Below are 26,645 nucleotides of genomic sequence, written 5' to 3'. Positions count from 1 at the left end.
CGACAACGCCCGCGTCCTGCGCTACATCGCCAAGCTGACCATCAACCCGGCGATCGCCCATGGCCTCGCCCACGAGATCGGCTCCATCGAGGTCGGCAAACTCGCCGACATCGTGCTCTGGCGCCCGCAGTTCTTCGGCGCCAAGCCGCAGATGGTGCTGAAGTCCGGCTTCCCCGCCTACGGAGTCACCGGCGACCCCAACGCCGCCACCGACACCTGCGAACCCCTGGTCCTCGGACCGCAGTTCGGCTCGTACGGGGCCACGGCCGCCGACATCTCCGTCGCCTTCGTCTCGGCCGCGGCCGCCGCCCTGGGCAGCGACGAGATGCCGACCCGTCGTCGCCGCGTCGCCGTCCGCGGCACCCGCGGCATCGGCCCCAAGGACCTCCTGCTCAACTCCCGGGTGGGCGCGGTCGATGTGGACGCGCGCAGCGGACTGGTCTCCCTCGACGGGGAACCGCTGCGCTCCGAGGCCGCCGAATCGGTCTCCCTCAACCGCCTGTACTTCCTGTAAGCCAGCACAGCCCGTAAGGACCTGCCTCCCATGACCAAGCCTGTGAACGACGGCTTCCGGATGCCCGCCGAGTGGACGCCCCACGAGCGCACCTGGATGGCCTGGCCCAGCCCCAACCCGACCTTCACCAACGCCGAGGAGCTCGCGGAGGCCCGCGAGGCCTGGGGCGCCGTCGCCCGCGCGGTCCGTGCGTACGAGCCGGTGACCCTCGTGGTCTCGCCCGGCGACGCGGAGAGCGCCCGCGCGATCGTGGGCGACGACGTACAGCTGGTCGAGCAGGAGCTCGACGACGCCTGGATGCGCGACATCGGCCCGACGTTCGTCACCAACGACGCCGGCGAGCTCGCCGCCGTCGACTGGACCTTCAACGGCTGGGGCGCCCAGGAGTGGGCCCGCTGGGACCACGACTCCAAGATCGCCCGGCACGTCTCGGACGTGATCGGCACCCGTACGTACAGCACCGAGCTCGTCAACGAGGGCGGCGCCATCCACGTCGACGGCGAGGGCACCGTACTCCTCACCGACACCGTGCAGCTGGGCGAGGGCCGCAACCCCGGCTGGACCCGCCAGCAGGTGGAGGCCGAGATCCACGCCCACCTCGGCACCACCAAGGCGATCTGGCTGCCGTACGGCCTGGCCGGCGACTACGGCACCTACGGCACCCAGGGCCACGTCGACATCGTCGCCGCCTTCGCCCGCCCCGGCGTCGTCATGGTCCACACGCAGCCCGACCCGGCCCACCCGGACCACGAGCGCTGCAAGACCGTCGCGGCCATCCTCCGGGCGTCCACCGACGCCAGGGGCCGGCAGCTGGAGGTCGTGGAGATCCCGGCGCCGACCGTGCTGGAGGAGGACGGCGAGTGGGTGGACTACTCGTACATCAACCACTACCTCTGCAACGGCGGCGTCGTGCTGTGCGCCTTCGACGATCCCCGCGACGAGGAGGCCGCCGAGATCTTCCGCGGGCTGTTCCCCGAGCGGACCGTGACACTCGTCGACGCACGTACGATTTTCGCCGGGGGTGGCGGTATCCACTGCATCACCCAGCAGCAGCCGAAGGTCTGATCCGCAGACGACCGGCGGCCGACCGACAAGGAGTGGGTCCATGGTGGCGGGTGGAGTACCGGTACGCGCGGCGCGGAAGAACGCGCCCCCGCGCGAGGACGTACTCGTCGCCGCCATGGCCACGATCGCCGAGCGCGGCCTGGAAGGCCTGACCATGGCCGGCCTGGGCCGCGAGGTCGGCATGAGCAGCGGCCACCTCCTCTACTACTTCCGCAGCAAGGACGAGCTCCTGCTGCAGACCCTGGAGTGGAGCGAGGCGGAACTGGGCCGCGAGCGGCGGGCCCTGCTCGCCCGCCGCGGACCGGTGAGCGAGCGCCTGCAGGCCTACGTGGACCTGTACGTGCCCACGCAGCCCCGCGACCCGCACTGGACGCTGTGGCTGGAGGTCTGGAACCGCTCCCAGAACGCCGGCCCCCAGGAACGCGACCGGCAGGCGGCCATCGAGGGCGCCTGGCACCGGGACCTGGTGGCCCTGCTGGCCGAGGGCATCTCCCGCGGCGAGTTCCGCCCGGTGGACGCCGAACGCGCGGCGACGCGGATCCGGGCCCTGCTCGACGGCTTCAGCATCCAGCTGGCCGTGGGCCTGCCGACGCTGGACCGGACGGCGATCCTCACCCACGTGAGGGAATTCCTGGTGGAGACCCTGGCCCTGCCGCATTAGCCCCGGCGCCGCGTGAGCCGCGGGCGGGTCCCAGCAGCCGCTCCGAGCCCAGGTGCCCGCATGCTGAGATCCATGTCCATCCGCGGCGGGCGTTGTGGCACACTGCCAGCGTGCCTGCTCAGCTCATGATTATCGCCAGCAGCGCGCCGGTCCCCAGTGGCCGCTGAACCGCGGAAGAACTTCGCGGAAGCGGCCACCGTGCCTCGGACCCGCGCGCAGACCTCTCGCTACCCGCGAGAGGTTTTTTCGTTTCCCGGACCATCCGTACCGGGACCCGACCGCGCGCGATGATGGGGGCAGTGACGGCGGCCTGCCCCTTTGGCGGGCATCCGGAACCACTCATCCGACAGGAGTCAGATCAGCATGACGACGACACCAGAGGCGGCAACTGTGCTGTCAGAAGGCCTGGACGACAGCTTCCACGTCTTCGACACCACCCTGCGCGACGGCGCCCAGCGCGAGGGCATCAACCTCACGGTCGCCGACAAGCTGACGATCGCCCGGCACCTGGACGACTTCGGAGTGGGCTTCATCGAGGGCGGCTGGCCCGGCGCCAACCCCCGTGACACCGAGTTCTTCGCCCGCGCCCGGGCGGAGATCCGCTTCAGGAACGCGCAGCTGGTCGCCTTCGGCGCGACCCGGCGCGCGGGCGGCTCGGCCGCCCAGGACCCGCAGGTGCGGGCCCTGCTGGAATCCGGCGCCCCGGTCATCACGCTCGTCGCCAAGTCCCACGACCGCCACGTCGAGCTCGCCCTGCGCACCACCCTCGAAGAGAACCTGGAGATGGTCCGCGACACCGTCTCCCACCTCGTCGCCGCGGGCCGCCGCGTCTTCGTCGACTGCGAGCACTTCTTCGACGGCTACCGCGCCAACCCCGAGTACGCCAAGTCCGTCGTCCGCACCGCCCACGAGGCCGGCGCCGACGTGGTCATCCTCTGCGACACCAACGGCGGCATGCTGCCCGCCCAGGTGACCGCCACCGTCGCCACCGTCCTCGCCGACACCGGCGCCCGCCTGGGCATCCACGCCCAGGACGACACCGGCTGCGCCGTCGCCAACACCCTGGCCGCCGTGGACGCGGGAGCCACCCACGTCCAGTGCACGGCGAACGGGTACGGCGAGCGCGTCGGCAACGCCAACCTCTTCCCCGTCGTCGCCGCCCTGGAGATCAAGTACGGACGCAAGGTGCTTCCCGACGGGGCGCTGGCCGAGATGACCCGGATCTCGCACGCCATCGCCGAGGTCGTGAACCTCACCCCCTCCACGCACCAGCCCTACGTCGGCGTCTCCGCCTTCGCGCACAAGGCGGGCCTGCACGCCTCGGCCATCAAGGTCGACCCGGACCTCTACCAGCACATCGACCCCGAGCGGGTCGGCAACACCATGCGGATGCTGGTCTCCGACATGGCCGGCCGTGCCTCCATCGAGCTCAAGGGCAAGGAGCTCGGCGTCGACCTCGGCGGGGACCGCGCGCTGATCTCCCGGGTCGTGGAGCGGGTCAAGGCACGTGAGCTCCAGGGCTACACGTACGAGGCGGCCGACGCCTCCTTCGAGCTCCTGCTGCGGGCCGAGGCCGAGGGCCGGGCCCGCAAGTACTTCCGCATCGAGTCCTGGCGGGCGATCATCGAGGACCGTCCGGACGGCACCCACGCGAACGAGGCCACGGTGAAGCTGTGGGCCAAGGGTGAGCGGATCGTCGCGACGGCGGAGGGCAACGGCCCCGTCAACGCGCTGGACCGGGCCCTGCGGGTGGCACTGGAGCGGTTCTACCCCCAGCTCGCCAAGTTCGAGCTGGTCGACTACAAGGTCCGCATCCTGGAGGGCACGCACGGCACGGAGTCCACGACCCGCGTGCTGGTCGCGACGACGGACGGCGAACGCGAGTGGTCCACGGTCGGCGTGGCCCCGAACGTGATCGCGGCGTCCTGGCAGGCCCTGGAGGACGCATTCACGTACGGCCTCCTGCACGCGGGCGTCGAACCGGCCGAGTGATCCGCCGGCCCTTATGTCCAGCTCACACGGGAAAGTACCGGTTCCGGTAGCGTCATGGTATGAGGACCAGGCTGATTTCCGTACGCTTCGGATCGCTGCTCTCCGGTCTGCTGCTGGCGCTGGCGGCGACCGCCCTCGTCGCCGCGCCGCAGGCTTCGGCGGCCACCGGGGTCGCCGCCGTGGGGGAGGCCCTCAAGCAGGGCCCGGTCTATGTCGCCCCGGGGGCCGAGGCGCAGCTGTCGACGGCCCAGGCGGACGCGCTCGCGAAGAAGATCAAGGACGCGGGGAAGCCGGTGTTCGTGGCCGTGCTGCCGGCCACCGCCGAGTTCCCGGAGGACAAGGTGCTCGGCGCCGTCCGCGCCGAGACCGGTATCACCGGGCTCTACGCGATCCGGCTCGGTGACGGCTTCGACGCCGGCGCCGACCGGGCCGTCATGCCGACGAACGCGGTGCGCAACCTCACCGAGGCCGTCAAGACCGGCGCCCCGGTGGACGCGAACACGCAGCTCAACAACTTCGTGGACCAGGCCCTGACCCAGGTCCGGGGCGGCGCTCCCGCCTCCTGGGGCACGACCGGCGCCGACGAGGGCGTCCCGGTCGGCGGGCTGGTCGCCCTCGGAGCGGTGGCCGTGGTGGGCGGCGGCGGTGCGTACGCGGTGGTCCGCCGCAACCGCATGAAGAAGGAAGAGGCCCGGCGCGAGGCCATCGCCCGGCTGGGCGTGGTCGTGGACGAGGACATCACGGCCTTCGGCGAGGAGCTCGAACGGCTCGACTTCCACCCGGGCGAGCCGGGCGCCGATGACGCGATGCGGGGGGACTACGAGCAGGGGCTCGACTCGTACGACAGGGCCAAGCAGATCATGGCCTCGGTGCAGTATCCCGAGGAGGTCAAGGGCGCCACCCAGGCACTGGAGGACGGCCGCTTCGCGCTGGCCACCCTCGATGCGCGCCGAGGCGGCAGGCCGCTGCCCGAGCGCCGCTCGCCCTGCTTCTTCGACCCGCGCCACGGGCCGAGTACCGAGGACGCCTCCTGGGCTCCGGCGGGCGGGGCGGCCCGTAGCGTGCCGGTCTGCACGGCGGACGCCGTCCGGCTGCGCGACGGCCTGGACCCGGCGGTCCGTACGGTCGAGACCGACCGCGGGCCGCGGCCGTACTACGACGCCGGCCCGGCGTACGGTCCCTGGGCCGGCGGCTACTTCGGCGGTGGCATCCTGCCCGGCCTGCTGGTGGGCACGATGCTCGGTTCGATGATGTCCAGCCCGGCCTACGCCGCGGACTACGGCGGCGGCATGGGCGGTGGCTTCGAGGGCGGGGACGTCTCCGGGGCCGACTTCAACCCGTCCGACTTCGGCGGCGGGGACTTCGGCGGCGGAGGCGGTTTCGGCGGCGGTGGCTTCGACGGCGGGGGCGGCTTCTAGCCGCCCCCGGGTTCCGGGCGTCGGGGCGTCCGGCGTCAGGCCTGCTTGATGGCGGAGATGTCGAAGGTCAGCTTCACCTTGTCGCTGACCATCACACCGCCGGCCTCCAGCGCGGCGTTCCACGTCAGGCCCCAGTCGGAGCGCAGGATCTCGGCGGAGCCCTCGAAGCCGACGCGCTCGTTGCCGTACGGGTCGGTGGCCGAACCGTTGAACTCCAGGTCGATGGAGAGCGGGCGGGTGACGTCCTTGATCGTCAGGTCGCCCGTGATGCGGTACGTGTCCCCGCCGAGCGTGGCCGCGGTGGTGGAGCGGAAGGTCATCAGCGGGAAGGCCTCGGCGTCGAAGAAGTCGCCGCTGCGCAGGTGGGCGTCGCGGTCGGCGATGCCGGTGTCGATCGAGGCGATCTTGACCTCGATGGTGGCGGTGGAGCGGGCCGGGTCCGCGCCGTCGAGGTGCAGGGTCCCCTCGTGCTCGGTGAAGGCACCGCGGACATTGGTCACCATGGCGTGCCGGACGGTGAAGCCGATGCTGCTGTGCGCCGGGTCGATGACGTAGTCGCCGGTGAGGGCGGCGAGCGCAGGGTCGACCTCCAGGGTGGCGACGGCGGCGCCGTCCTGGACGTCCACGTTCTGGTTGCGGCGGGTGAAGATTCCCATGACGTACTCCTCGGTGGTGTGCCGGTCGGATCGACCGACTATCTGTTGAATGTTCAACGACTTCAACGAGGATGACGTTAGACCCATTCCGTTCAAATTTCAACATCTGGTCAGGGTGTCAGCTCAATTTGTCAAAGTCCTACAACGGGGGAGTGCCCCGTCTGGCGGAGTCCCTACATCCCCCGGGCGTACTGTGCGGGCCGGACAGCGGAAGACTCCCGAGACTGTGCGGAATGAACGGAGGTTTTTCATCGCGATCTTCGTAAGGTCGGTACATGACCGTTGTGGACCAGACCCCGAGCGAGCCGACGGACGCCCGCGGGCGCGTGGCCGAGCTGCACTCCCTGCGCGAGCAGGCGAGGCGCGGCCCCAGCGACCGCGCGACCGAGACGCAGCACGCCAAGGGCAAGCTGACCGCCCGTGAGCGCATCGCGCTGCTGCTCGACGAGGGTTCCTTCCGGGAGGTCGAGCAGCTCCGCCGCCACCGGGCGACCGGCTTCGGCCTGGAGAACAAGAAGCCCTACACCGACGGTGTCATCACCGGCTGGGGCACGGTCGAGGGCCGCACGGTCTTCGTCTACGCGCACGACTTCCGCATCTTCGGCGGCGCCCTGGGCGAGGCCCACGCCACGAAGATCCACAAGATCATGGACATGGCCATCGCGGCCGGTGCCCCGCTGGTCTCCCTGAACGACGGCGCCGGCGCCCGTATCCAGGAGGGCGTCTCGGCGCTGGCCGGCTACGGCGGCATCTTCCAGCGCAACACCAAGGCCTCGGGTGTCATCCCGCAGATCTCGGTCATGCTGGGCCCCTGCGCCGGTGGCGCCGCGTACTCCCCGGCCCTCACGGACTTCGTGTTCATGGTGCGGGAGACCTCGCAGATGTTCATCACCGGCCCGGACGTGGTCCGCGCGGTGACGGGCGAGGAGATCACCCAGAACGGCCTCGGTGGCGCCGACGTGCACGCCGAGACCTCCGGCGTCGCGCACTTCGCGTACGACGACGAGGAGACCTGCATCTCCGAGGTCCGCTACCTCATTTCGATGCTGCCCTCCAACAACCGCGAGAACCCGCCCGTCCACGAGACGAGCGACCCGGCCGACCGGCGCAGCGAGGTCCTGCTGGACCTGGTGCCCGCCGACGGCAACCGCCCCTACGACATGCTCAAGGTCATCGAGGAGCTCGTCGACGAGGGCGACGTCCTGGAGATCCACGAGCGCTGGGCCCGCAACATCATCTGCGCCCTGGCCCGGATGAACGGCCAGGTCGTCGGCATCGTCGCCAACCAGCCCGGCCACCTCGCCGGTGTCCTGGACATCGAGGCCTCCGAAAAGGCCGCGCGCTTCGTCCAGATGTGCGACGCCTTCAACATCCCGATCATCACCCTGCTCGACGTCCCCGGCTTCCTGCCGGGCGTCGACCAGGAGCACGGCGGCATCATCCGCCACGGCGCCAAGCTCCTGTACGCGTACTGCAACGCCACCGTCCCGCGGATCTCGCTGATCCTGCGCAAGGCCTACGGCGGCGCGTACATCGTCATGGACTCCCAGTCCATCGGCGCCGACATCACCTACGCCTGGCCGACCAACGAGATCGCCGTGATGGGCGCCGAGGGCGCGGCCAACGTCATCTTCCGCAAGCAGATCGCGGACGCCGAGGACTCCGAGGCCATGCGCGTCCGCATGGTCAAGGAGTACAAGGCCGAACTGATGCACCCGTACTACGCGGCCGAGCGCGGCCTCGTCGACGACGTCATCGACCCCGCCGAGACCCGCGAGGTGCTCGTCAGCGCCCTCGCGATGCTCCGCAACAAGCACGCCGATCTGCCGTCCCGCAAGCACGGCAACCCGCCGCAGTAACCGCGAAGGAGACCTGCCACCACATGACCACCGCCACTGACACCCTGCTGCGCGTCGAGAAGGGCAATGCCGCCCCCGAGGAGCTGGCCGCGATCACCGCGATCCTGCTCGCCCGCGCGGCCGCCACGCCCGAGGAGACCACGGTCAGCGTGCCCCGCCAGGCCGGCTGGCGCCGCCTGGAGCGCACGCCCGGCTTCCGCGCCCCGCACAGCTGGCAGGGCTGAGCTCCCGAGCCCCGAAGGCCCCGCACCCGTCCAGGGTGCGGGGCCTTCCGCGTACCTCCGTGCCCGGCTGCGTACGCACCGCCGCGCGCTGCCCCGCGTACCTGACGTACCCGCCGCGCGCCCCGGGACGCGCGAAGGCCCCCGCGTCGTGACACAGGGGCCTGTCGGGTGCGGCGGACGGAACTACCGCAGGCGCGCCATGAGGGCGTGCTCCACGAGCGTGATGAGCGCGCTCTTGGCGTCCGCGCGGTGGCGGGCGTCGGTGGTGATGATGGGAGCGTCCGGGCCGATCTGCAGGGCCTCGCGGACTTCCTCCGGCGTGTAGGGCTGGTGCCCGTCGAAGCCGTTGAGGGCGATGACGAACGGCAGGCCGCTGTTCTCGAAGTAGTCGACCGCGGGGAAGCAGTCGGCGAGACGGCGGGTGTCCACGAGCACGACGGCACCGATGGCGCCGCGGACCAGGTCGTCCCACATGAACCAGAAGCGGTCCTGTCCCGGCGTACCGAAGAGGTACAGGATCAGGTCCTGGTCGAGGGTGATGCGGCCGAAGTCCATGGCGACCGTGGTGGTCGTCTTGTCACCGGTGTGGGTGAGGTCGTCGATCCCGGCCGAGGCGCTGGTCATCACGGCTTCGGTGCGCAGCGGGTTGATCTCGGAGACCGCGCCGACGAACGTGGTCTTGCCCACGCCGAAGCCGCCCGCCACCACGATCTTCGCGGAGGTGGTGGAGCGGGGAGCCGCTCCGCCGTTAGAGCTTGCGAAGTCCACTGAGCACCCTTTCGAGCAGTGTCACGTCTGGCTGGCCACCGGCAGACTCGTCGCCGCCGGGCTGGTGAATGGCGACAAGGCCCGCCTCCGCCAGGTCGGCGACGAGGATGCGGGCGACACCAAGAGGAATGGAGAGAAGTGCCGAGATCTCCGCTACGGATTTGATCTCCTGGCACAGGCGGCAGATGCGCTGGTGCTCGGGCAACTGCCCTTGCAGACGCGCGGGATCCGCCGTGGTACTGACCAGCGCCTCGATGGCGAGCTGGTAGCGCGGCCGCGTACGGCCGCCGGTCATCGCGTACGGACGCACCAGCGGGTTGTGCGCCTTCGGCGCCGGCTGCCGTGCGGCGCGCGGCGGCTGCTGGTGCTGCGGAGGCATCTGGGGCTGTCCGTACTGCTGCTGCTGGTAGGGATTCTGCTCCGGCACGGGCCGGCTGGGCGCGGAGGGGAAGTTGAAGCGGTTCTGGTCGTGCCCACCCTGCGGCTGCTGCGCGCCGCCATAAGGATGTCCTCCGGGTGTTGTCACGTTTCCTCCTCCGACTCCAAGTACGCAGTACTCCCTGTGGAACCGCGCCACCGCACCCTATGGTGCGATGGCGCGAAACGCACTGCCTGTCTGCTAGTTGAGAAGACTTCCCTGCAGTTCGGCACGCAGATCCGGAGTGAGGACACTGCCCGCACGATCCACCAAAAGGGCCATCTCATAGCCTACGAGGCCGATGTCGCACTCGGGGTGTGCGAGCACCGCGAGGGACGATCCGTCCGAGACGGACATGAGGAAGAGGAATCCCCGGTCCATCTCGACCACGGTCTGGTTGACGGCGCCGCCCTCGAAGATGCGGGAGGCACCGGCGGTCAGCGAGGTCAGTCCGGAGGCCACGGCCGCCAGCTGATCGGCGCGGTCGCGCGGAAATCCGTCGGACATCGCCAGAAGAAGGCCGTCGGCGGAGACCACCACCGTGTGGGACACCCCGGGGGTGTTGTCCACGAAGTTGGTGATCAACCAGTTCAGGTTCTGTGCCGCCTGGCTCATCGGGCTCACACTAACGCTCCTGGTCATAGCTGTTACTTGACTGCTCAGAACCCGCGCTGCGTCCCTGCTGGACACCGCGCCGCAGGTTGCTCAACCTGCCGCGGACGTCCTCCGGAGCGCGGGAGACCTGGGGGCCGCCCTGCGGGGTCGTCTCCGCTGCGCCCTCGACCAGGTTGGCCTTGGGCACGCGCCGAGGGAGACCGGACGGAGTGACCCCGCCCGCCTTCGGCTCACGGAGCTTTCCGGCCTGCTGCCAGCGTTCGTCGTTGCGCGAACGCCAGGCGGCGGTGCCTTCAGTTTCCTCCGGGGTCCGCTCCGGTTCGGCGGCCTGCTGCTGACGCGGCGACCGCTGTTCGAAGAGGGATCCGGTGGACTCCGCTTCCTGCTTCCCGGGCGGCCACTGCTGCTGGCTGCCGCGTCGCGGCAGGCCCGCTCCGGTCATCGTGTGACCGGTGTCGGCTGCGGCGCCCGGACGGTCGAAGCCTACGCGCTCCGCGGCGGGTTCGGGGACGGCTTGGGATTCCGATTCGGTCCCGTAATTCTGCTGGTAGGCAGCCGGATACGTGTTCTGCTCGGGCCACTCGGCCTGCTCCGACCTGGCATCGAAGCCATTGTCGTAGCCCTGTGCGGCCGGCTGCTGGTCCGGGTAGCCGTCTTCCGTATAGCCGTAGTCCTGCTGCGGGTACGCCTCGTAGCCCTGCTGGGCCTGCTGCGCCTGCTGGGCCTCGTACGAGGTGTCGTAGGCCTGCTCGGACTGCTGTTCGTAGCCCTGGTACTCCTGGTACCCGTGCTCAGGCTGGGGTTCCGGATACTCCTGGGCGGGATACGGCTGCTGTTCCGGCGGGTAACCCACCTGGGCCGCCAGCGCGGCCCGGCGCTCCTGCTGGCCCAGGGATCGGCCGACCGGGTCGGCCGGGAGGCCGTCGGCGCCCTGCTGGTCGTACCGCGAGTCGTCGAAGCCGAGCTCGGCGGCGGTGCGCAACGGAGGTGCCAGCTGGGCCTGCTGCTCCGGAATGATCTGCGAGACCGTGAAGTCGTCGTCCGGAATGCCCTCGCCACCGCCACCGTGGGTGATGGCGTCCGGGAGCATGACCAGCGAAGTGGTACCGGCCGCCTCGCCCGAGGGGCGCAGCTGGACGCGGATGCTGTGGCGGTCCGCCAGCCGGCCGACCACGAACAGACCCATGCGCTGCGAGATCGCGGCGTCCACGGTCGGCGGGTTGGCGAGCTTGTGGTTGATGTCCGCGAAGTCCTCGGCGGTGAGGCCGATGCCCTTGTCGTGGATCTCGACCATCACGCGGCCGTCGGGCAGACGCGTGGCGTTGACGCGGACCTTGGTCTGCGGGGAGGAGAACGTGGTGGCGTTCTCCAGCAGCTCGGCGAGCAGGTGCACGAGGTCGGTCACGGCCTGGCCGTGGATCTCGGCCTCGGAGACACCGGAGAGCTCGATGCGCTCGTACTGCTCCACCTCGGAGGAGGCGGCGCGCAGCACGTCGACGAGCGGCACCGGCTGGTCCCAGCGGCGGCCCGGCTCCTCACCCGCGAGGATGAGGAGGTTCTCGCCGTTGCGGCGCATACGGGTGGCCAGGTGGTCCAGGCGGAAGAGGTTCTCCAGCTGGTCCGGGTCGGCCTCGTTGTTCTCCAGGTCGGTGATGAGGGTCAGCTGGCCCTCGATCAGCGACTGGTTGCGCATGGAGAGGTTCGTGAAGATCGCGTTGACGTTGCCCCGCAGGAGGGCCTGCTCGGCCGCGAGCCGGACCGCTTCCCGGTGGACCTGGTCGAAGGCGCGGGCGACCTCGCCGATCTCGTCCTGGGAGTCGATGGGGATCGGGTGGACGCGGGTGTCCACCTTGCCGGGGTCGGTGCGCGAGAGCTGGTCGACGAGCATCGGCAGGCGCTGCTCGGCGATGTCGAAGGCGGCGCTGCGCAGACGGGCCATCGCGCGGCCCATCTGGCGGGCCATCATGCCGGCCAGGATGAAGGCGGCGAGCAGGGCCACGACCACGATGCCGCCGTTGACGATCGCGTCCGTGCGGGCGTCGTCGGAGACCGCGACGGCGTCCTTGACGGCCTTGTCGAGGAGTTCCTTCTCGACCTCGTCGTAGCCGTCGAACTTCGCGGTGGCGGCAGCCTGCCAGAACGCGGGGTTCGTCCCGTTCTCGGCGAGCTTCTTCTTGGGCTCACCGCTGGCGATCGCCTCGGTCATGCCGAGGAGCGGGTTCTTGTTGACCTCCGGCGGCGGCACGAAGCGGACACCGGCCTGCTCCGCCTGGTGCTTGGCGTCGGCGATCTTGGCCGCGCCCTCCTCGGACTTCTTGGCCATGACCGCCTTGAGGCGGTTCACGTCCTCCTCGGTACCCGCCGCGACGTACTCGCCGATGGCGATTTCCTCGAGGTAGGCGTAGGAGGAGAAGGCGACGAGCTGGGCCTTGCGGGTGTTCTCGTCCACGCTCGGACGCACCAGCAGGTGGGTGCCCACCGAGCGCTGCAGCGAGTTCGCCGCCTTGGCCAGCTGGATCGCGTAGACCATGCGGCCGTACGAGGTCACGTTGCCGGTGCCGAGACCGAGCTCGTTCGCGAACTGCATGAGGTAGTGCTGGACCAGCACATAGCCCTCTTCGGTCGGGATGGGGCCGGCCGAGGTGGGCAGGTTCTTCTTGGGGCTCTCGACCGCCGCGAGGTACGCCTTCTCGCGCACCTGGGCGAGCTTGGGCTCCTCGGCGCGGAAGAGGTCCAGACGCCGCTCCAGGCCGAGGTTCTTCGGCATGTCCTGGACGGACTTGTCGAACTTCTCCTTGGCCGCGGCGGTGTCCTCGTAGGCCTTGGCGACCTTCGGGTCCTTGGTCTGGCCGTTCAGGAGGGGCTCGGCGGTCAGGTCACGCTCGTTGAGCAGTGCCTGGCTGTAGCCCGAGGCCGCCTGGACGACCGTGGCTATCTTCTCCGCGTCCTGGGCCTCGTTCCAGGTGTCGATGGACCCCTTCACCTGGAAGCCGCCCATGACCAGGCCCACGAGGGCCGGCACGAGCAGGATGGCGTTCAGACGGGTCGGCACACGCCAGTTGCGGGGCGAGAACCTGCTGCTGCTCCCGCTGCTCGCGGGCGGTTCCACGGGCACGTCGACGGGCGACGCGGCCGCTCGCGGCGGCGGGGTGAAGTTGCCGCGCGCGGGTTCATCCGCGGGGCTTGCGTTGCTTCGCCTCACTCGACCAACAACCTCTCGGCGGTGCTACTAGCTAGTTCGTTGAATTCCAGCACGGTTAACGGCCGTGTTCCAAACAGTTGAAACCGGCCATTCACAGAACCTTATGCCCCACATAAATCGGACATAAAGAGCGTCCTGCGGCAAAAATAGGGGCAGTTGTGCGCGCAGTGGTACCAGGCGACCGCACCCCGTTGCCGAATGGCTGCAATTCTCTGTCGAAACGTTATGAACGACACGGGCGGGCCGTGTCGTATGACACAGCCCGCCCGTCCGCGCGACAACTGAAACCGTGTTACTTGAGCCGCGCCATGAGGGCGTGCTCCACGAGCGTGATGAGCGCGCTCTTGGCGTCCGCGCGGTGGCGGGCGTCGGTGGTGATGATGGGAGCGCCGGGGCCGATCTGCAGGGCCTCGCGGACTTCCTCCGGCGTGTAGGGCTGGTGGCCCTCGAAGCCGTTGAGAGCCACGACGAACGGCAGGCCGCTGTTCTCGAAGTAGTCGACCGCGGGGAAGCAGTCGGCGAGACGGCGGGTGTCCACGAGCACGATCGCACCGATGGCGCCGCGGACCAGGTCGTCCCACATGAACCAGAAGCGGTCCTGTCCCGGCGTACCGAAGAGGTACAGGATCAGGTCCTGGTCGAGGGTGATGCGGCCGAAGTCCATGGCGACCGTGGTGGTCGTCTTGTCACCGGTGTGGGTGAGGTCGTCGATCCCGGCCGAGGCGCTGGTCATGACGGCTTCGGTGCGCAGCGGGTTGATCTCCGACACGGCTCCGACGAACGTGGTCTTGCCCACGCCGAAGCCGCCCGCCACCACGATCTTCGCGGAGGTGGTGGAGCGGGGAGCCGCTCCGCTAGATGTTCCGAAGGCCACTGAGCACCCTTTCGAGCAGCGTTACATCCGGCGTGCCGCCGGCCTCTCCATTGCCCGGCTGGTGGATGGCCACCATTCCGGCCTCCGCCAGGTCGGCGACGAGGATCCGGGCGACACCGAGCGGCATCGACAGAAGTGCGGAGACCTCGGCGACCGACTTGACCTCGCGGCACAGGGTGCAGATGCGCTGGTGCTCCGGGAGCAGGCCGGACAGGTGCATCGGATCGGCGGTGGTGCTGACCAGCGCCTCGATGGCGAGCTGGTAGCGGGGCCGGGTCCGGCCGCCGGTCATCGCGTACGGACGCACCAGCGGCTGATCGCCTTCCGAGTACGAGTCTCCGTACGCATCGGGGTAGGCGGGGGGCGGGGTCATTGATCCTCCGGGCTGGACAGCAGTGGTCAGCGTGCCGTCTGACGGGGCGGCCGGTGGGGGGAACGGTATGACGGCCTGGCGGGGGTACTGGATTTCGGGGCGGTGCCCCGATCCCCCGGCCGGTAGTACCGTCCGGCCGGGAGATTGGGAAGTCAGCCGAGCAGGCTTCCCTGCAGTTCGGCGCGCAGGTCCGGAGTGAGGACACTGCCCGCGCGATCCACCAGAAGGGCCATCTCGTAACCCACGAGGCCGATGTCGCACTCGGGGTGCGCCAGTACGGCCAGCGAGGATCCGTCCGAGACGGACATGAGGAAGAGGAATCCCCGGTCCATCTCGACCACGGTCTGGTTGACGGCGCCGCCCTCGAAGATGCGGGAGGCACCGGCGGTCAGCGAGGTCAGTCCGGAGGCCACGGCCGCCAGCTGATCGGCGCGGTCGCGGGGGAATCCTTCGGACATCGCCAGAAGGAGTCCGTCGGCGGAGACCACCACCGTGTGGGACACCCCGGGGGTGTTGTCCACGAAGTTGGTGATCAACCAGTTCAGGTTCTGTGCCGCCTGGCTCATCGAACTCAACTAACGCTCCTGCTGGTAAGTGGGGTCGATGTGGTAACTGCCGGTCGCCGGTCCGTTGTTGCCGGCCTGACGGCCCTGCTGGATACCGCGTCGGAGGTTGGTCAGACGGCCACGGACATCGTCCGGCGCCCGCGAGACCTGGGGACCCGACTGCGCCTCGGCCTGCTGCTGCGCGGTGCCGGCCACGAGGTTCGCCCGCGGGACCCGGCGGGGCAGCCCCGAGGTCGTGATGCCGCCGGCGGCGGGCTGACGGACGCGCTCGGCCTGGCGCATCAGCTCGTCGTTCGGCGAGGACCGCCAGCTGACGGTCGGCGTGGCGCCGGTCGCCGTGACGGCGGATTCGGCCGCCTGCTCCTGGCCGCGCTGCGGCAGCGGCTGCTGCTGCGGGGCCGGCTGCGGCTGCTGGGGTACGGACGGTCCCTGCGCGGGGGCCTGCTGGCCCTCCTCGCGGAACCAGTTCGACTCCAGCGTGTCGAAGATCGGGCTGCGGGCGTCACCGGAGCTCTGCGCCGGGGGCAGGGCCTCCGGGCGGTGGCCCTGCGGCAGCCGCGGAGCCTCGGGACGCGCGGGCGGTACGGGTGCGTACGCATCGCCGGCCTGCGGCTGCTGCGGGGCCTGCGGCTGCGGGGCGTACCCGCCGACACCGGGGCCGCCCGGGCGCTGGGGCTGGTACCCCGGGCGCTCGAACTGTCCGGTGGTGGACGGGTTCAGCGGGCCGCGTACGTCCGGACGCTCGAACTGGCCGGTCGTGCTGTTGCCGCCGTCCGCCTGGGGCATCGGGGCGTTGAAGTCCGGGCGGGCGAACTCGGCCGTCGAGCCGGGGCCCGAGAGCTCGTCGTGACCGCGGGCCTGGTCGCTGCCCCAGCTGGTGGTCTGCGGGCCGGGAAGCTCCGGACGCGCGGCGCCACCGCGGGGCGGCAGCTGCGGCCGGGGGCCGCCCGGCGCCGGAGCCGCGGGAGCGGCCGGCTGCTGGGGCTGCTGCTGAGGAGGCTGCGGTCGCTCGAAGCCGTTGCCCTGCGGGTATCCGGAGGGACCGGACGCCGGACGGTTCTGCTGGCCGGCACCGAATCCGGCACTGGCGACCGGACCGCGGGTCGGCAGCGGAGCACCGGCACCGAAGGCACCCTGGCCCTGTCCCGTGGTGGTCGGACCCTGCTGCGGACGGCCACCGGGAGCACCGGGACCACCCTGCGGGGGACGACCGCCCTGCGGGCCCTGCGGACGCTGACCGGGACCGCCGTCGCGGCCCGGCAGGGCGGCGCGCTGGCCGCCTCCGGCGACCTGACCGCGCTGCGGGGCCGAGCCCACGGACGGACGTGCGCCCGGGCCGGGTACGGCACCCTGCGCGCCGGGCGTGCCCGGAGCGCCACCGGGGCCGCCCTGACCACCCTGGCCCGCCATCGGAGCCGGCTTCTTGCCGCCCTGGGCGACGTCCACCGGCAGCATGACGAGGGCCGTCGTACCGCCCGAGTCGGAGGGGCGCAGCTGGATCCGGATGCCGTGTCGCAGGGACAGGCGGCCGACCACGAACAGGCCCATGCGCCGGGAGACGGAGACGTCCACGGTCGGCGGCGACGCGAGTCGCTCGTTGATCGCGGCGAGGTCCTCGGGGGAGAGGCCGATACCGGTGTCGTGGATCTCGACGAGCACGCGGCCGTCGGGCAGTGCGTGACCGGTGACCTTGACCTTGGTCTGCGGGGAGGAGAACGAGGTGGCGTTCTCCAGCAGCTCGGCGAGGACGTGCACGAGGTCGTTGACGACGCGGCCGGCGACATCGGTGCCGGGCACCGAGGACAGCTCGACACGCTCGTACTGCTCCACCTCGGAGGCGGCGGCACGGAGCACGTCGACCAGCGGGACGGGGCGGGTCCACCGGCGGCCCGGCTCCTCGCCCGCGAGGACGAGGAGGTTTTCGCCGTTACGGCGCATGCGGGTCGCGAGGTGGTCGAGCTTGAAGAGCGAGGACAGCTGGTCCGGGTCGGCCTCGCGCGACTCCAGTTCGGAGATGAGCGAGAGCTGACGCTGGATGAGGCCCTGCGAGCGGCGCGAGAGGTTGGTGAACATCGCGTTGACGTTGCCTCGCAGGAGGGCCTGCTCGGCGGCGAGTCGGACGGCCTCGCGGTGCACGTCGTCGAAGGCCGCGGCCACCTGGCCGATCTCGTCGCGGGTGTGCACACCGACCGACTCCACGGACGTGTCCACGTCCTGCGGGTCGGACTCCGACAGCTGCTTGACGAGCTCGGGCAGCCGGTCCTGGGCGACACGCGTCGCGGTGTCCTGCAGGCGGCGCAGCGAGCGGATCATCGAGCGGGCCATGACGAAGGCGCCGACGAGGGAGACGCCGAGGACGAGGAGGATCAGGGCACCGTTGATGATGGCGTCCTGCTGGGCCTCGTTCTTCAGCTCACGGGCCTTCTGCTCCATCTCCTCGAGCAGCGTCAGCTCGATGACCTTCATGGCCGTGAGCTTGGTGCCGTCGGCGTCGTACCAGTCGAGCCACGAGCGGTTCTTCTCGCGCAGGAAGGCGTCCTGGCTGGCCAGCACGCGGCGCGCGTAGTGGTCGGCGCTGGAGATCTCGGAGTTGCTGTCGCCCAGACCCGCGAGGAGTTCCTCGGTCTTGCCCTGGTAGACGAGCTCGAAGGTCGTCTTCGCCTGCTGCTCGCCCTTCTGGGCGGAGAGGGCGTACAGACGGTCGTTCTCCTTGAGCTCACCCTGGCGCTCGTTGGTGTCCGGGAGCGAGGCGGCGATGATCGCGCGCTGGATGGAGGCGTACTCCTTGGCGGCGGAGAAGGCCGCCAGGGCACGCGTGCGCTTGATCATCTCCGGGTTGGAGGTGGCCTGGGCCATGTCCTGGGAGAGCGAGAGGAGCGAGACGATGAGCGAGTTGTACTCGCTGACGGTCTGCTGGGCGCCGTTGACGTACGCCTTGGTGCGGATCGTCTCGATGTTCGTGAGCTGGCGGCCGATCTGCAGCACGTTGTTGCGGATCGACTTGAGCGTCTCGTCCTTCTCGCCCGTGCTGTCGACCTTGTCGGTCGCGGCGGCGAAGGACTCGGCGGCGGTGTCGGTCAGCTTGCGCGCGTTGTCGACACTGCTGGTGGTCTTGCCCTTGGAGAGGGTGAGCGGACCCGCGGAGAGGTCACGCTCCTCCTGGAGCATGGCGGCCAGGTTGGTGGCCTGTCGCGTCATCGTCGTCAGCAGCTGCATGTGTTCCAGCTGCGCGATGTCGTTGAGCGAGTCGTTGATACGGAAACCACCGAGTGTGGTGGCCGCGACGACCGGCAGGGTCAGCAGCGACACCAGTCGCGTGCTGATGCGCCAGTTCTGCATGGCGAGGCGGGAACCGGGCCCACTGGGGGCCTTCGGTATCGCCACGTCCTGCTCGGCCGGTCCGGCAGGCGCGACGGATCCGGCTTTCGCCTTGACCCGGGCCTTGACGGACTTCCCACGGCCCTTCGCCTTCACCGCGGCGGAGGTGTCGGGGCCTGCGCCTTCGACAGCCGGCCCGCGGTTCTGGGCGTGCTGGGGCGAGGAGCCACGGTCGGTCCCGCCGCGCGGCTCCTGCTCCGCCGCAGCGCTGCCATCCCTCTTGAATCGTCCCTGCACTAGCGTCGCAACCTCTGGACCAGGCGTCCCGCCGGGCGACCGGTGGGACGGTGTCGAGTCGTGGGGCACTTGCCGCCCCATGGTGGTCGTCGGTGACCGGCGCGTCTTCCTCTCCATGCCGCCGCGCTCGGCGCTGAGTCGCGCCACCTGCGCACCGGCTGATTCCCGCGGCGGTTCCCGCGAATTCCAGCACAGTGGAGGATCTCCAACAAGGTGCGAGCGTCGGCCCGGAGAGTCGGTCACGGCTTGTGACAGAGGCGCTACGCGATGTGCGACCGCATTCGGTAGAAACCGGACTTACGCCATCCAAACAACAGGGCTGTCAAGGTGTCCCAGTCGAGATGATCAGGAGCGGAATGGCGCATTCAGTGGCGCAATGTCTGTTTTGACGGCTGAAGTTGACTGTCCATTATGCCTGGAATGTCGGGTCACGGGTGAGCAAACTCACACAGCCATGGCCATTACTTCCTGGTTCGCCGGGGGATTCAGATGTTTAGCCTTGCCACTTAAAGGGTTGGCGCCAGGGTTGGTGCGGGCGACAGCCGACACTCACAGATCGAACCGAGGACCCCGAACTCCGATGAAGACGACGACGATGTTCCGCAACATAGCCAACCCCCGCCGCACCACCCTCGCGCACCTCAAGGACGCCGAGGACCTGCAGGCGGCACCGGCCGTCCCGGAGCACGCCGTCGAGCTGCCGACGCAGACCGCGAACCCGCGCCGCACCGTCCTCATGAACGTGCCGGTCGCCGCCGCCGCGGAGTAGCCACCCCGCAAAGGAACGTGAAGCGCCGCTGCCCGCCGCGTTAGCCTGGGGTCCGCAGACTCCAGCCAGCGGAAATACAAGAGGGGCAGACGCAACAGGTGCGCATCGCCAGGTTCTCGATCGACGGCAACGTCGCGTTCGGCGCGGTCGAGGGCGACGGCGCCCCCGGCGACGATTCCACGCTCGTGCTCGACATCATCAAGGGCATCCCCTTCGCGGACTTCGAGCTCTCCGGCACGAAGGTCCCGCTGAGCAAGGTCCGGCTGCTGCCGCCCGTGCTCCCGAACAAGGTCGTGGCCATCGGCCGCAACTACGCGGAGCACGCGGCGGAGCTGGGCAACGAGGTCCCGGACGCCCCGATCACCTTCTTCAAGCCGTCCACCTCGGTGGTCGGCCCGGGCGATCCGATCACCTACCCGTCCTTCTCCCAGGACGTCCACCACGAGGCGGAGCTCGCCGTGGTCATCGGCCGCATGTGCCGGGAGGTCCCCAGGGAGCGCGTCAAGGACGTCATCCTCGGCTACACCTGCGCCAACGACGTCACCGCCCGCGACGTCCAGCAGCGGGAGAAGCAGTGGGCCCGGGCCAAGGGCTTCGACAGCTCCTGCCCCCTCGGCCCCTGGATCGAGACCGACCTGGACCCGAGCGACCTGACCATCCAGTGCACGGTCAACGGCGAACAGCGCCAGCTCGGCCGCACCAGTGACATGGTCCGCTCCATCGAGGACCTGATCGTCCACATCACCGAGGCCATGACGCTGCTCCCCGGCGACGTCATCCTCACGGGGACCCCGGCCGGAGTCGGCCCCCTCAACGTCGGCGACGTGGTCGCCGTCACCATCGAAGGCATCGGCACTCTCACCAACAAGGTGATCAAGCGTGGTTAACGGACCTGTCCGCGTACGTTTCTGTCCCTCCCCGACCGGCAACCCCCACGTGGGCCTGGTCCGGACCGCACTCTTCAACTGGGCGTTCGCCCGCCACCACGGCGGTACGTTCGTCTTCCGCATCGAGGACACCGACGCGGCCCGTGACTCCGAGGAGTCCTACGACCAGCTGCTCGCCTCGCTGCGCTGGCTCGGCTTCACCTGGGACGAGGGCCCCGAGGTCGGCGGCCCGCACGCCCCGTACCGCCAGTCCGAGCGCATGGACATCTACGCGGACGTCGCGAAGAAGCTGCTCGACGGCGGCCACGCGTACCACTGCTACTGCAGCACCGAGGAGCTCGACGCCCGCCGCGCGGCCGCCCGCGCCGCCGGCAAGCCCTCCGGCTACGACGGCCACTGCCGCGAGCTCACCCCCGCACAGGTCGAGGCGTACCAGGGCGAGCACCGCCCGGCGATCGTCCGCTTCCGGATGCCCGACGAGCCGATCACCTTCACCGACCTGGTCCGCGGCGAGTTGACCTTCACCCCGGAGAACGTGCCGGACTTCGGCATCGTCCGGGCCAACGGCGCCCCGCTCTACACGCTGGTCAACCCGGTCGACGACGCGCTGATGGAGATCACGCACGTCCTGCGCGGCGAGGACCTGCTCTCCTCGACCCCCCGCCAGATCGCCCTCTACGCGGCGCTGATCGAGCTGGGCGTGGCCAAGAGCACCCCCGCCTTCGGCCACCTGCCGTACGTGATGGGCGAGGGCAACAAGAAGCTCTCCAAGCGCGACCCCGAAGCCTCGCTCAACCTGTACCGCGAGCGCGGCTTCCTCCCCGAGGGCCTGCTGAACTACCTCTCGCTCCTCGGCTGGTCCTTCTCCAAGGACCAGGACGTCTTCTCGATCGAGGAGATGGTCCAGAAGTTCGACATCGACGGCGTGAACGCCAACCCGGCCCGCTTCGACCTGAAGAAGGCCGAGTCGATCAACGGCGACCACATCCGCCTGCTGGACCCGAAGGCCTTCGCGGACGCCTGCGCCCCGTGGCTGCAGGCCCCGCACGCCAACTGGGCCCCCGAGGACTTCGACGCCGAGGCCTGGGAGCGGATCGCTCCGTACGCCCAGACCCGGGTCACCGTCCTGTCGGACATCACGGCCAACGTCGACTTCCTGTTCCTGAAGGAGCCGGTGGAGGACCAGGCCTCGTGGGACAAGGCGATGAAGGGCGAGCCGGCCGCGCTGCTCACCACGGCGCGCGCCAACCTGGAGTCGGCCGACTGGTCCGACCCCGAGTCCCTCAAGCAGGCCGTGCTGACCGCCGGTGAGGCCCACGGCCTCAAGCTCGGCAAGGCCCAGGCCCCGGTCCGGGTGGCCGTCACCGGCCGCACCGTCGGCCTGCCGCTCTTCGAGTCCCTGGAGATCCTGGGCAAGGAGCGCGCGCTGGCCCGTATCGACGCGGCGCTGGCCAAGCTCGCCGCGTAGCTCTCGACGTGCGTCCCGCAGGGGGCGGCGGCCGGAAACCCCCGGCCGCCGCCCCCTGCGGCGTTGCGGCCGGCACCGGTTTCCCCGACCGGCCCCCGCCGGACGATCTTCCGGCGTAGCCTCGGCGGTATGCCGATCCGCGCCGTGCTGTGGGACATCGACGACACCCTCTTCGACTACACGGGGGCCGACGCCGCCGGGCTGGCGGCGCAGCTGGAAGCCGTCCGGCTCGCCGAGCGGTACGGGACCCCCGCGCAGGCGCTCGCGCTGTGGCGGGAGATCACCGACCGGCACTGGGCGCGCTTCGCGGCGGGCGAAGGGACCTTCCAGGGGCAGCGGCAGGAGCGGGTGCGGGAGTTCCTGGAGCAGCCCGCGATGACCGCGGACGAGGCCGACGCATGGTTCGACCAGTACGTGGAGCACTACAAGGCGGCCTGGACCGTCTTCCCCGACGTGGTCCCCGCCCTCGACGCCCTTGCGGCCGGCTATCGGCACGGGGTGCTCTCCAACTCCTCCACCGCCAACCAGGACCCCAAACTGCGCAGGCTCGGACTGCGCGACCGCTTCGAGGTGCTGGTCTGCGCCGTCGAACTCGGGGTCAGCAAGCCCGAGGCGGAGGCCTTCCTGGCCGCGTGCGCCGAGCTGGGGCTGCCGCCCGGCGAAGTGGCGTACGTGGGCGACCAGCCGGAGATCGACGCCCGGGGCGCCCGTGACGCGGGGCTGCTGGCCATCTGGCTGGACCGCACCGGCGGCCGCGGCCCCGGGCCGGACTGCGTGCACCGCATCGAGGGCCTTGACGGGCTTCCGGAGCTGCTGGCAGGGGATACCCGTTTTGGAGCACGGTCAGGCATCCGGTAATGTTCTTTCTGCGCCGCCGGAGCGGGCCGAAAGGCCGGACGGAGGCGCCACCCAAAGAAAAGCCCCCGCAAGGGGTTGACTTTTGGTGGGGTATAGTGTAATTGGCAACACGAGGGTTTCTGGTTCCCTTATTCTAGGTTCGAGTCCTGGTACCCCAGCGCAGTGCAGCAGTAACGCAGTGCTTTGCCCCCGTTGTGTAGCGGCCTAGCACGCCGCCCTCTCAAGGCGGTAGCGCCGGTTCGAATCCGGTCGGGGGTACAGATCCTTCCCGCGAGATCTCCTGGGTCGCACCCGGACGTCTCGAAGCAGGATCGCTAGGGCCCCCGTTGTGTAGCGGCCTAGCACGCCGCCCTCTCAAGGCGGTAGCGCCGGTTCGAATCCGGTCGGGGGTACTGTTGGTCTGGTCTAGACCACTTTGGGCTATAGTGTAATTGGCAACACGAGGGTTTCTGGTTCCCTTATTCTAGGTTCGAGTCCTGGTAGCCCAGCGCAGTAACAGCAGCACCAGCTAGCCCCCGTTGTGTAGCGGCCTAGCACGCCGCCCTCTCAAGGCGGTAGCGCCGGTTCGAATCCGGTCGGGGGTACGCATCGAAGAGGCCCTCCGCGTTCATCGCGGAGGGCCTCTTTCGTGTTTGGTGCGCCGTTACGCGCACCTCTGTGCATATGGGGCTGCGCATATGAGTACGGGCCCGGAGGCGCGTGTACAGGACGTGTGCGGCGTCGTACGCGCCCCCGGACCCGGGGGATCGGTGGGGGAACGGCCCTTGGCGGGCCGGGAGGATGCTCAGCCGGAGCGGCGCAGCGCCTCCGTGAGTCGGGCCGCCGCGTCGATGACGGCCTGGGCGTGCATGCGCCCCGGGTGGCGGGTCAGGCGCTCGATCGGACCGGAGACCGATACGGAGGCCACCACGCGGTTCGACGGCCCGCGCACCGGCGCCGACACGGAGGCCACGCCGGGCTCCCGCTCGCCGATCGACTGCGCCCAGCCGCGGCGCCGTACGCCCGAGAGCGCCGTCGCCGTGAAGCGCGCGCCCTGGAGGCCGCGGTGGAGCCGCTCGGGCTCCTCCCACGCCATCAGGATCTGCGCGGCCGAACCGGCCTTCATCGGGAGCGTCGAGCCCACCGGGACGGTGTCCCGAAGGCCCGACAGCCGCTCCGCGGCCGCCACGCAGATGCGCATGTCTCCCTGACGGCGGTAGAGCTGCGCGCTCTCTCCCGTCACGTCGCGGAGGTGGGTGAGTACCGGTCCCGCCGTGGCCAGCAGACGGTCCTCGCCGGCCGCGGCGGCGAGCTCCGCCAGCCGCGGTCCGAGGATGAACCGGCCCTGCATGTCCCTCGCCACCATCCGGTGGTGTTCCAGTGCCACGGCAAGGCGATGTGCCGTGGGTCGTGCGAGCCCTGTCGCCGCGACCAGCCCGGCGAGGGTGGCCGGACCGGACTCCAGTGCGCTCAGTACCAGAGCTGCCTTGTCGAGAACGCCGACGCCGCTAGAGTTGTCCATGAAACGATATTTGCGTCTCACACTGTGAAACGCAAGTTCAATTTTTCCAAGAACCAGCGAGTCTGTATGTGCGGGTCCACGAACCACTGGGTCCGAGCCGTCGTCCGGGACGTGGGGTACGGACGACACGGCGCACAAGATCTCTATGAAGCGCCGGCACAACCGGCCGGCCGGAGGGAAAGCGATGGGTAGGACACTCGCGGAGAAGGTCTGGGACGACCATGTCGTCCGGCGCGCCGAGGGCGAGCCCGACCTCCTCTTCATTGATCTGCACCTGCTGCACGAGGTGACCAGCCCGCAGGCCTTCGAAGGACTGCGCCAGGCCGGCCGCAAGGTCCGACGCCTCGACCTCACCATCGCGACCGAGGACCACAACACCCCCACCATCGACATCGACAAGCCGATCGCCGACCCGGTCTCCCGCGCCCAGCTGGAGACGCTGCGGGCGAACTGCGCCGAGTTCGGCGTCCGCCTGCACTCGCTGGGCGACGTCGAGCAGGGCGTCGTCCACGTCGTGGGACCGCAGCTCGGTCTGACCCAGCCCGGCACCACGGTGGTCTGCGGCGACTCGCACACCTCCACGCACGGCGCCTTCGGCGCGCTGGCCTTCGGCATCGGCACCAGCCAGGTCGAGCACGTGCTGGCCACCCAGACGCTGCCCCTGGCCCGCCCGAAGACCATGGCGATCACCGTCACCGGCGCGCTGGCCGACGGTGTCACCGCGAAGGACCTGATCCTGGCGATCATCGCCAAAATCGGCACCGGCGGCGGCCAGGGCTACATCCTGGAGTACCGCGGCGAGGCCATCGAGAAGCTGTCGATGGAAGCCCGCATGACCATCTGCAACATGTCCATCGAGGCCGGCGCCCGGGCGGGCATGATCGCCCCAGACCGGACCACCTTCGACTACCTGCAGGGCCGCGACCACGCCCCGACGGGCGAGGACTGGGACGCGGCGGTCGCGTACTGGCAGACCCTGCGCACCGACGACGACGCGGTCTTCGACGCGGAGGTCGTCATCGACGGCGCCACGCTGTCCCCGTTCGTCACCTGGGGCACCAACCCGGGCCAGGGCGCGCCGCTGTCGGCCAACGTCCCCGACCCGGCTTCGTACGAGGACGCTTCGGAGCGCCACGCCGCCGAAAAGGCCCTGGAGTACATGGGGTTGACCGCCGGGCAGCCGCTGCGTGAGATCAAGGTCGACACCGTCTTCGTAGGGTCGTGCACCAACGGCCGCATCGAGGACCTGCGCGCCGTCGCCGGCATCGTCGAGGGCCGCAAAGTCGCCGACGGCGTACGGATGCTGGTCGTCCCGGGCTCGGTCCGGGTCGCCCTGCAGGCGGTGGAGGAGGGCCTGGACAAGGTCTTCAAGGAGGCCGGCGCCGAGTGGCGGCACGCGGGCTGTTCGATGTGCCTCGGCATGAACCCCGACCAACTGGCGCCCGGTGAACGCTCCGCGTCCACCTCCAACCGCAACTTCGAGGGCCGGCAGGGCAAGGGCGGACGCACCCACCTGGTCTCCCCGCAGGTGGCCGCCGCCACCGCGGTGCTGGGCCATCTGGCCTCGCCCGCCGACCTGTCCGACGCCAACGCGACCGCCGGAGTCTGAACCATGGAAGCCTTCACCACCCACACCGGCCGGGCCGTCCCGCTGCGCCGCAGCAACGTCGACACCGACCAGATCATCCCGGCCCACTGGCTGAAGAAGATCACCCGCGACGGGTTCGAGGACGGGCTCTTCGAGGCCTGGCGCAAGGACCCGGAGTTCGTCACGAACCGCCCGGAGCGCGCCGGCGCGACCGTCCTGGTCGCCGGCCCCGACTTCGGTACGGGTTCCTCGCGCGAGCACGCCGTCTGGGCCCTGCAGAACTTCGGCTTCAAGACGGTCATCTCCTCCCGCTTCGCCGACATCTTCCGCGGGAACTCGCTGAAGAACGGCCTGCTGACCGTGGTGCTCCCGCAGGAGACCGTCGAACAGCTGTGGAAGCTGACCGAGGCCGACCCCACCGCCGAGATCACGGTCGACCTGGTCGACCGCCAGGTGCGAGCGCAGGGTGTCGTGGCCGAGTTCGAACTCGACGACAACGCCCGCTGGCGTCTGCTGGAGGGTCTGGACGACATCTCGCTCACCCTTCAGAACGAAGCGGACATCGCCACGTACGAAAGCGGCCGCCCGACCTTCAAGCCGCGCACGATTCAGGCCTGATTCCTGCCTGATCAGCGCTTATTCACCCTCGGGTGATCACATGGACAACACTGTGCCCCCCGCCCTCCGGCGGGGGGCACAGCCGTTTGTTGAGGCCCCGTGAGGCGACAACTCGCCCCAGATGGCACAATCTGTG

At 70.0% G+C, this 26,645-nt stretch carries 23 protein-coding genes and 5 tRNA genes; 18 read left to right on the top strand and 10 right to left on the bottom strand.

From position 1 onward, the window contains the following. The 5 genes from IE257_RS32020 to IE257_RS32000 all read left to right on the top strand — a co-directional run. On the top strand, window positions 1–514 hold a 514-nt coding region (locus IE257_RS32020; protein WP_189973341.1), incomplete at its 5' end, for an amidohydrolase family protein. Window positions 515–544: 30 nt separating this feature from the next. Beyond that, the gene (locus IE257_RS32015) at window positions 545–1,579 is read left to right on the top strand and encodes an agmatine deiminase family protein (RefSeq protein ID WP_189973340.1); all 1,035 of its coding nucleotides are present in this window, start codon (window positions 545–547) and stop codon (window positions 1,577–1,579) included. Between the two features lie 40 nt (window positions 1,580–1,619). After that, window positions 1,620–2,240, top strand: coding sequence for a TetR/AcrR family transcriptional regulator (locus tag IE257_RS32010; RefSeq protein ID WP_189973339.1), 621 nt, complete (start codon window positions 1,620–1,622; stop codon window positions 2,238–2,240). Window positions 2,241–2,603: 363 nt separating this feature from the next. Further along, window positions 2,604–4,232 (top strand): citramalate synthase, encoded by a 1,629-nt coding sequence (cimA, locus tag IE257_RS32005; RefSeq protein WP_189973338.1) that lies wholly within the window; start codon window positions 2,604–2,606, stop codon window positions 4,230–4,232. Between the two features lie 59 nt (window positions 4,233–4,291). Further along, window positions 4,292–5,650 (top strand): hypothetical protein, encoded by a 1,359-nt coding sequence (locus IE257_RS32000; RefSeq protein WP_189973337.1) that lies wholly within the window; start codon window positions 4,292–4,294, stop codon window positions 5,648–5,650. A 35-nt stretch (window positions 5,651–5,685) separates the two neighbouring features. Here IE257_RS32000 and IE257_RS31995 read toward each other — a convergent pair whose 3' ends face one another. Continuing rightward, a complete protein-coding gene (locus tag IE257_RS31995; RefSeq protein WP_189973336.1) occupies window positions 5,686–6,306 on the bottom strand; it encodes a YceI family protein in 621 nt (206 codons plus the stop codon). A gap of 275 nt (window positions 6,307–6,581) precedes the next feature. Between IE257_RS31995 and IE257_RS31990 the strand changes: the two genes are divergently transcribed. After that, the gene (locus tag IE257_RS31990) at window positions 6,582–8,165 is read left to right on the top strand and encodes an acyl-CoA carboxylase subunit beta (protein WP_189973335.1); all 1,584 of its coding nucleotides are present in this window, start codon (window positions 6,582–6,584) and stop codon (window positions 8,163–8,165) included. 23 nt (window positions 8,166–8,188) lie between these two features. Next, on the top strand, window positions 8,189–8,389 hold the full coding sequence (locus IE257_RS31985; RefSeq protein ID WP_189973334.1) for an acyl-CoA carboxylase subunit epsilon: 201 nt from the start codon (window positions 8,189–8,191) through the stop codon (window positions 8,387–8,389). Between the two features lie 183 nt (window positions 8,390–8,572). On the opposite strand, the gene IE257_RS31980 is transcribed toward IE257_RS31985, so the two are convergent. From IE257_RS31980 to IE257_RS31945, 8 genes are all read right to left on the bottom strand, one after another. After that, window positions 8,573–9,157 carry a GTP-binding protein gene (locus IE257_RS31980; protein ID WP_007266770.1) on the bottom strand — a complete coding sequence of 195 codons (585 nt, stop codon included), beginning with the start codon at window positions 9,155–9,157 and terminating at the stop codon, window positions 8,573–8,575. Then, entirely contained in the window at window positions 9,138–9,683 is a 546-nt protein-coding gene (locus IE257_RS31975; protein WP_189973333.1) for a DUF742 domain-containing protein, read from the bottom strand. The genes IE257_RS31980 and IE257_RS31975 overlap by 20 nt, the downstream gene beginning before the upstream one ends. A gap of 93 nt (window positions 9,684–9,776) precedes the next feature. Continuing rightward, entirely contained in the window at window positions 9,777–10,190 is a 414-nt protein-coding gene (locus tag IE257_RS31970; protein WP_030037347.1) for a roadblock/LC7 domain-containing protein, read from the bottom strand. Window positions 10,191–10,200: 10 nt separating this feature from the next. Beyond that, on the bottom strand, window positions 10,201–13,392 hold the full coding sequence (locus tag IE257_RS31965) for a sensor histidine kinase (RefSeq protein WP_189973332.1): 3,192 nt from the start codon (window positions 13,390–13,392) through the stop codon (window positions 10,201–10,203). Window positions 13,393–13,684: 292 nt separating this feature from the next. Then, on the bottom strand, window positions 13,685–14,266 hold the full coding sequence (locus IE257_RS31960; RefSeq protein WP_046776286.1) for a GTP-binding protein: 582 nt from the start codon (window positions 14,264–14,266) through the stop codon (window positions 13,685–13,687). Then, window positions 14,247–14,639: a DUF742 domain-containing protein gene (locus IE257_RS31955; RefSeq protein ID WP_030037344.1), complete on the bottom strand. Its 393-nt coding sequence runs from the start codon at window positions 14,637–14,639 to the stop codon at window positions 14,247–14,249. Before IE257_RS31955 ends, IE257_RS31960 begins: the two co-directional genes overlap by 20 nt. Window positions 14,640–14,791: 152 nt before the next feature. Then, window positions 14,792–15,205, bottom strand: a complete 414-nt coding sequence (locus IE257_RS31950) for a roadblock/LC7 domain-containing protein (RefSeq protein ID WP_030708442.1) — start codon at window positions 15,203–15,205, stop codon at window positions 14,792–14,794. Between the two features lie 9 nt (window positions 15,206–15,214). Further along, entirely contained in the window at window positions 15,215–18,820 is a 3,606-nt protein-coding gene (locus tag IE257_RS31945) for a sensor histidine kinase (RefSeq protein WP_189973331.1), read from the bottom strand. Window positions 18,821–19,400: 580 nt separating this feature from the next. On the opposite strand from IE257_RS31945, the gene IE257_RS31940 reads away from it, so the two are divergent. The 9 genes from IE257_RS31940 (at window position 19,401) to IE257_RS31900 (ending at window position 23,386) form a co-directional block, all read left to right on the top strand. After that, window positions 19,401–19,589, top strand: a complete 189-nt coding sequence (locus IE257_RS31940) for a hypothetical protein (RefSeq protein WP_189973330.1) — start codon at window positions 19,401–19,403, stop codon at window positions 19,587–19,589. A 98-nt stretch (window positions 19,590–19,687) separates the two neighbouring features. Beyond that, on the top strand, window positions 19,688–20,476 hold the full coding sequence (locus IE257_RS31935) for a fumarylacetoacetate hydrolase family protein (RefSeq protein WP_189973329.1): 789 nt from the start codon (window positions 19,688–19,690) through the stop codon (window positions 20,474–20,476). After that, entirely contained in the window at window positions 20,469–21,944 is a 1,476-nt protein-coding gene (gltX, locus tag IE257_RS31930; protein ID WP_189973328.1) for a glutamate--tRNA ligase, read from the top strand. Before IE257_RS31935 ends, gltX begins: the two co-directional genes overlap by 8 nt. 129 nt (window positions 21,945–22,073) lie before the next feature. Next, window positions 22,074–22,802 (top strand): HAD family hydrolase, encoded by a 729-nt coding sequence (locus IE257_RS31925; protein ID WP_189973327.1) that lies wholly within the window; start codon window positions 22,074–22,076, stop codon window positions 22,800–22,802. 86 nt (window positions 22,803–22,888) lie between these two features. Next, window positions 22,889–22,960: transfer RNA gene (locus IE257_RS31920), tRNA-Gln, on the top strand. 27 nt (window positions 22,961–22,987) lie between these two features. Continuing rightward, a tRNA-Glu gene (locus IE257_RS31915) sits at window positions 22,988–23,060 on the top strand. A gap of 61 nt (window positions 23,061–23,121) precedes the next feature. Further along, window positions 23,122–23,194 (top strand) — tRNA-Glu (locus IE257_RS31910). 24 nt (window positions 23,195–23,218) lie between these two features. Further along, window positions 23,219–23,290, top strand: a tRNA-Gln gene (locus IE257_RS31905). A 23-nt stretch (window positions 23,291–23,313) separates the two neighbouring features. Continuing rightward, a tRNA-Glu gene (locus IE257_RS31900) sits at window positions 23,314–23,386 on the top strand. A gap of 200 nt (window positions 23,387–23,586) precedes the next feature. Here IE257_RS31900 and ndgR read toward each other — a convergent pair. Next, window positions 23,587–24,303, bottom strand: a complete 717-nt coding sequence (gene ndgR / locus IE257_RS31895; RefSeq protein ID WP_007266782.1) for an IclR family transcriptional regulator NdgR — start codon at window positions 24,301–24,303, stop codon at window positions 23,587–23,589. 184 nt (window positions 24,304–24,487) lie between these two features. Here ndgR and leuC point away from each other — a divergent pair, with 184 nt between their 5' ends. Together leuC and leuD are read left to right on the top strand one after the other, a co-directional pair. Continuing rightward, window positions 24,488–25,912, top strand: coding sequence for a 3-isopropylmalate dehydratase large subunit (gene leuC, locus IE257_RS31890; protein WP_189973326.1), 1,425 nt, complete (start codon window positions 24,488–24,490; stop codon window positions 25,910–25,912). A gap of 3 nt (window positions 25,913–25,915) precedes the next feature. Then, complete coding sequence (gene leuD, locus IE257_RS31885; protein ID WP_189973325.1) at window positions 25,916–26,509, top strand: 3-isopropylmalate dehydratase small subunit; 594 nt, start codon at window positions 25,916–25,918, stop codon at window positions 26,507–26,509. The last annotated feature ends 136 nt before the right edge of the window (window positions 26,510–26,645 follow it).

The sequence above is a fragment of the Streptomyces avidinii genome, from assembly GCF_014650695.1.
Taxonomy (GTDB): Bacteria; Actinomycetota; Actinomycetes; order Streptomycetales; family Streptomycetaceae; genus Streptomyces; species Streptomyces avidinii.
Note: the sequence above shows the minus strand (reverse complement) of the source record. Positions and strands in the feature narration are given on the sequence as shown.

Coding starts and splice junctions, on each gene's coding strand:
- IE257_RS32015 (WP_189973340.1), top strand. CDS start 545: ATGACCAAGCCTGTGAACGACGGCTTCCGGATGCCCGCCGAGTGGACG.
- IE257_RS32010 (WP_189973339.1), top strand. CDS start 1,620: ATGGTGGCGGGTGGAGTACCGGTACGCGCGGCGCGGAAGAACGCGCCC.
- cimA (WP_189973338.1), top strand. CDS start 2,604: ATGACGACGACACCAGAGGCGGCAACTGTGCTGTCAGAAGGCCTGGAC.
- IE257_RS32000 (WP_189973337.1), top strand. CDS start 4,292: ATGAGGACCAGGCTGATTTCCGTACGCTTCGGATCGCTGCTCTCCGGT.
- IE257_RS31995 (WP_189973336.1), bottom strand. CDS start 6,306: ATGGGAATCTTCACCCGCCGCAACCAGAACGTGGACGTCCAGGACGGC.
- IE257_RS31990 (WP_189973335.1), top strand. CDS start 6,582: ATGACCGTTGTGGACCAGACCCCGAGCGAGCCGACGGACGCCCGCGGG.
- IE257_RS31985 (WP_189973334.1), top strand. CDS start 8,189: ATGACCACCGCCACTGACACCCTGCTGCGCGTCGAGAAGGGCAATGCC.
- IE257_RS31970 (WP_030037347.1), bottom strand. CDS start 10,190: ATGAGCCAGGCGGCACAGAACCTGAACTGGTTGATCACCAACTTCGTG.
- IE257_RS31955 (WP_030037344.1), bottom strand. CDS start 14,639: ATGACCCCGCCCCCCGCCTACCCCGATGCGTACGGAGACTCGTACTCG.
- IE257_RS31950 (WP_030708442.1), bottom strand. CDS start 15,205: ATGAGCCAGGCGGCACAGAACCTGAACTGGTTGATCACCAACTTCGTG.
- IE257_RS31940 (WP_189973330.1), top strand. CDS start 19,401: ATGAAGACGACGACGATGTTCCGCAACATAGCCAACCCCCGCCGCACC.
- IE257_RS31925 (WP_189973327.1), top strand. CDS start 22,074: ATGCCGATCCGCGCCGTGCTGTGGGACATCGACGACACCCTCTTCGAC.
- ndgR (WP_007266782.1), bottom strand. CDS start 24,303: ATGGACAACTCTAGCGGCGTCGGCGTTCTCGACAAGGCAGCTCTGGTA.
- leuC (WP_189973326.1), top strand. CDS start 24,488: ATGGGTAGGACACTCGCGGAGAAGGTCTGGGACGACCATGTCGTCCGG.
- leuD (WP_189973325.1), top strand. CDS start 25,916: ATGGAAGCCTTCACCACCCACACCGGCCGGGCCGTCCCGCTGCGCCGC.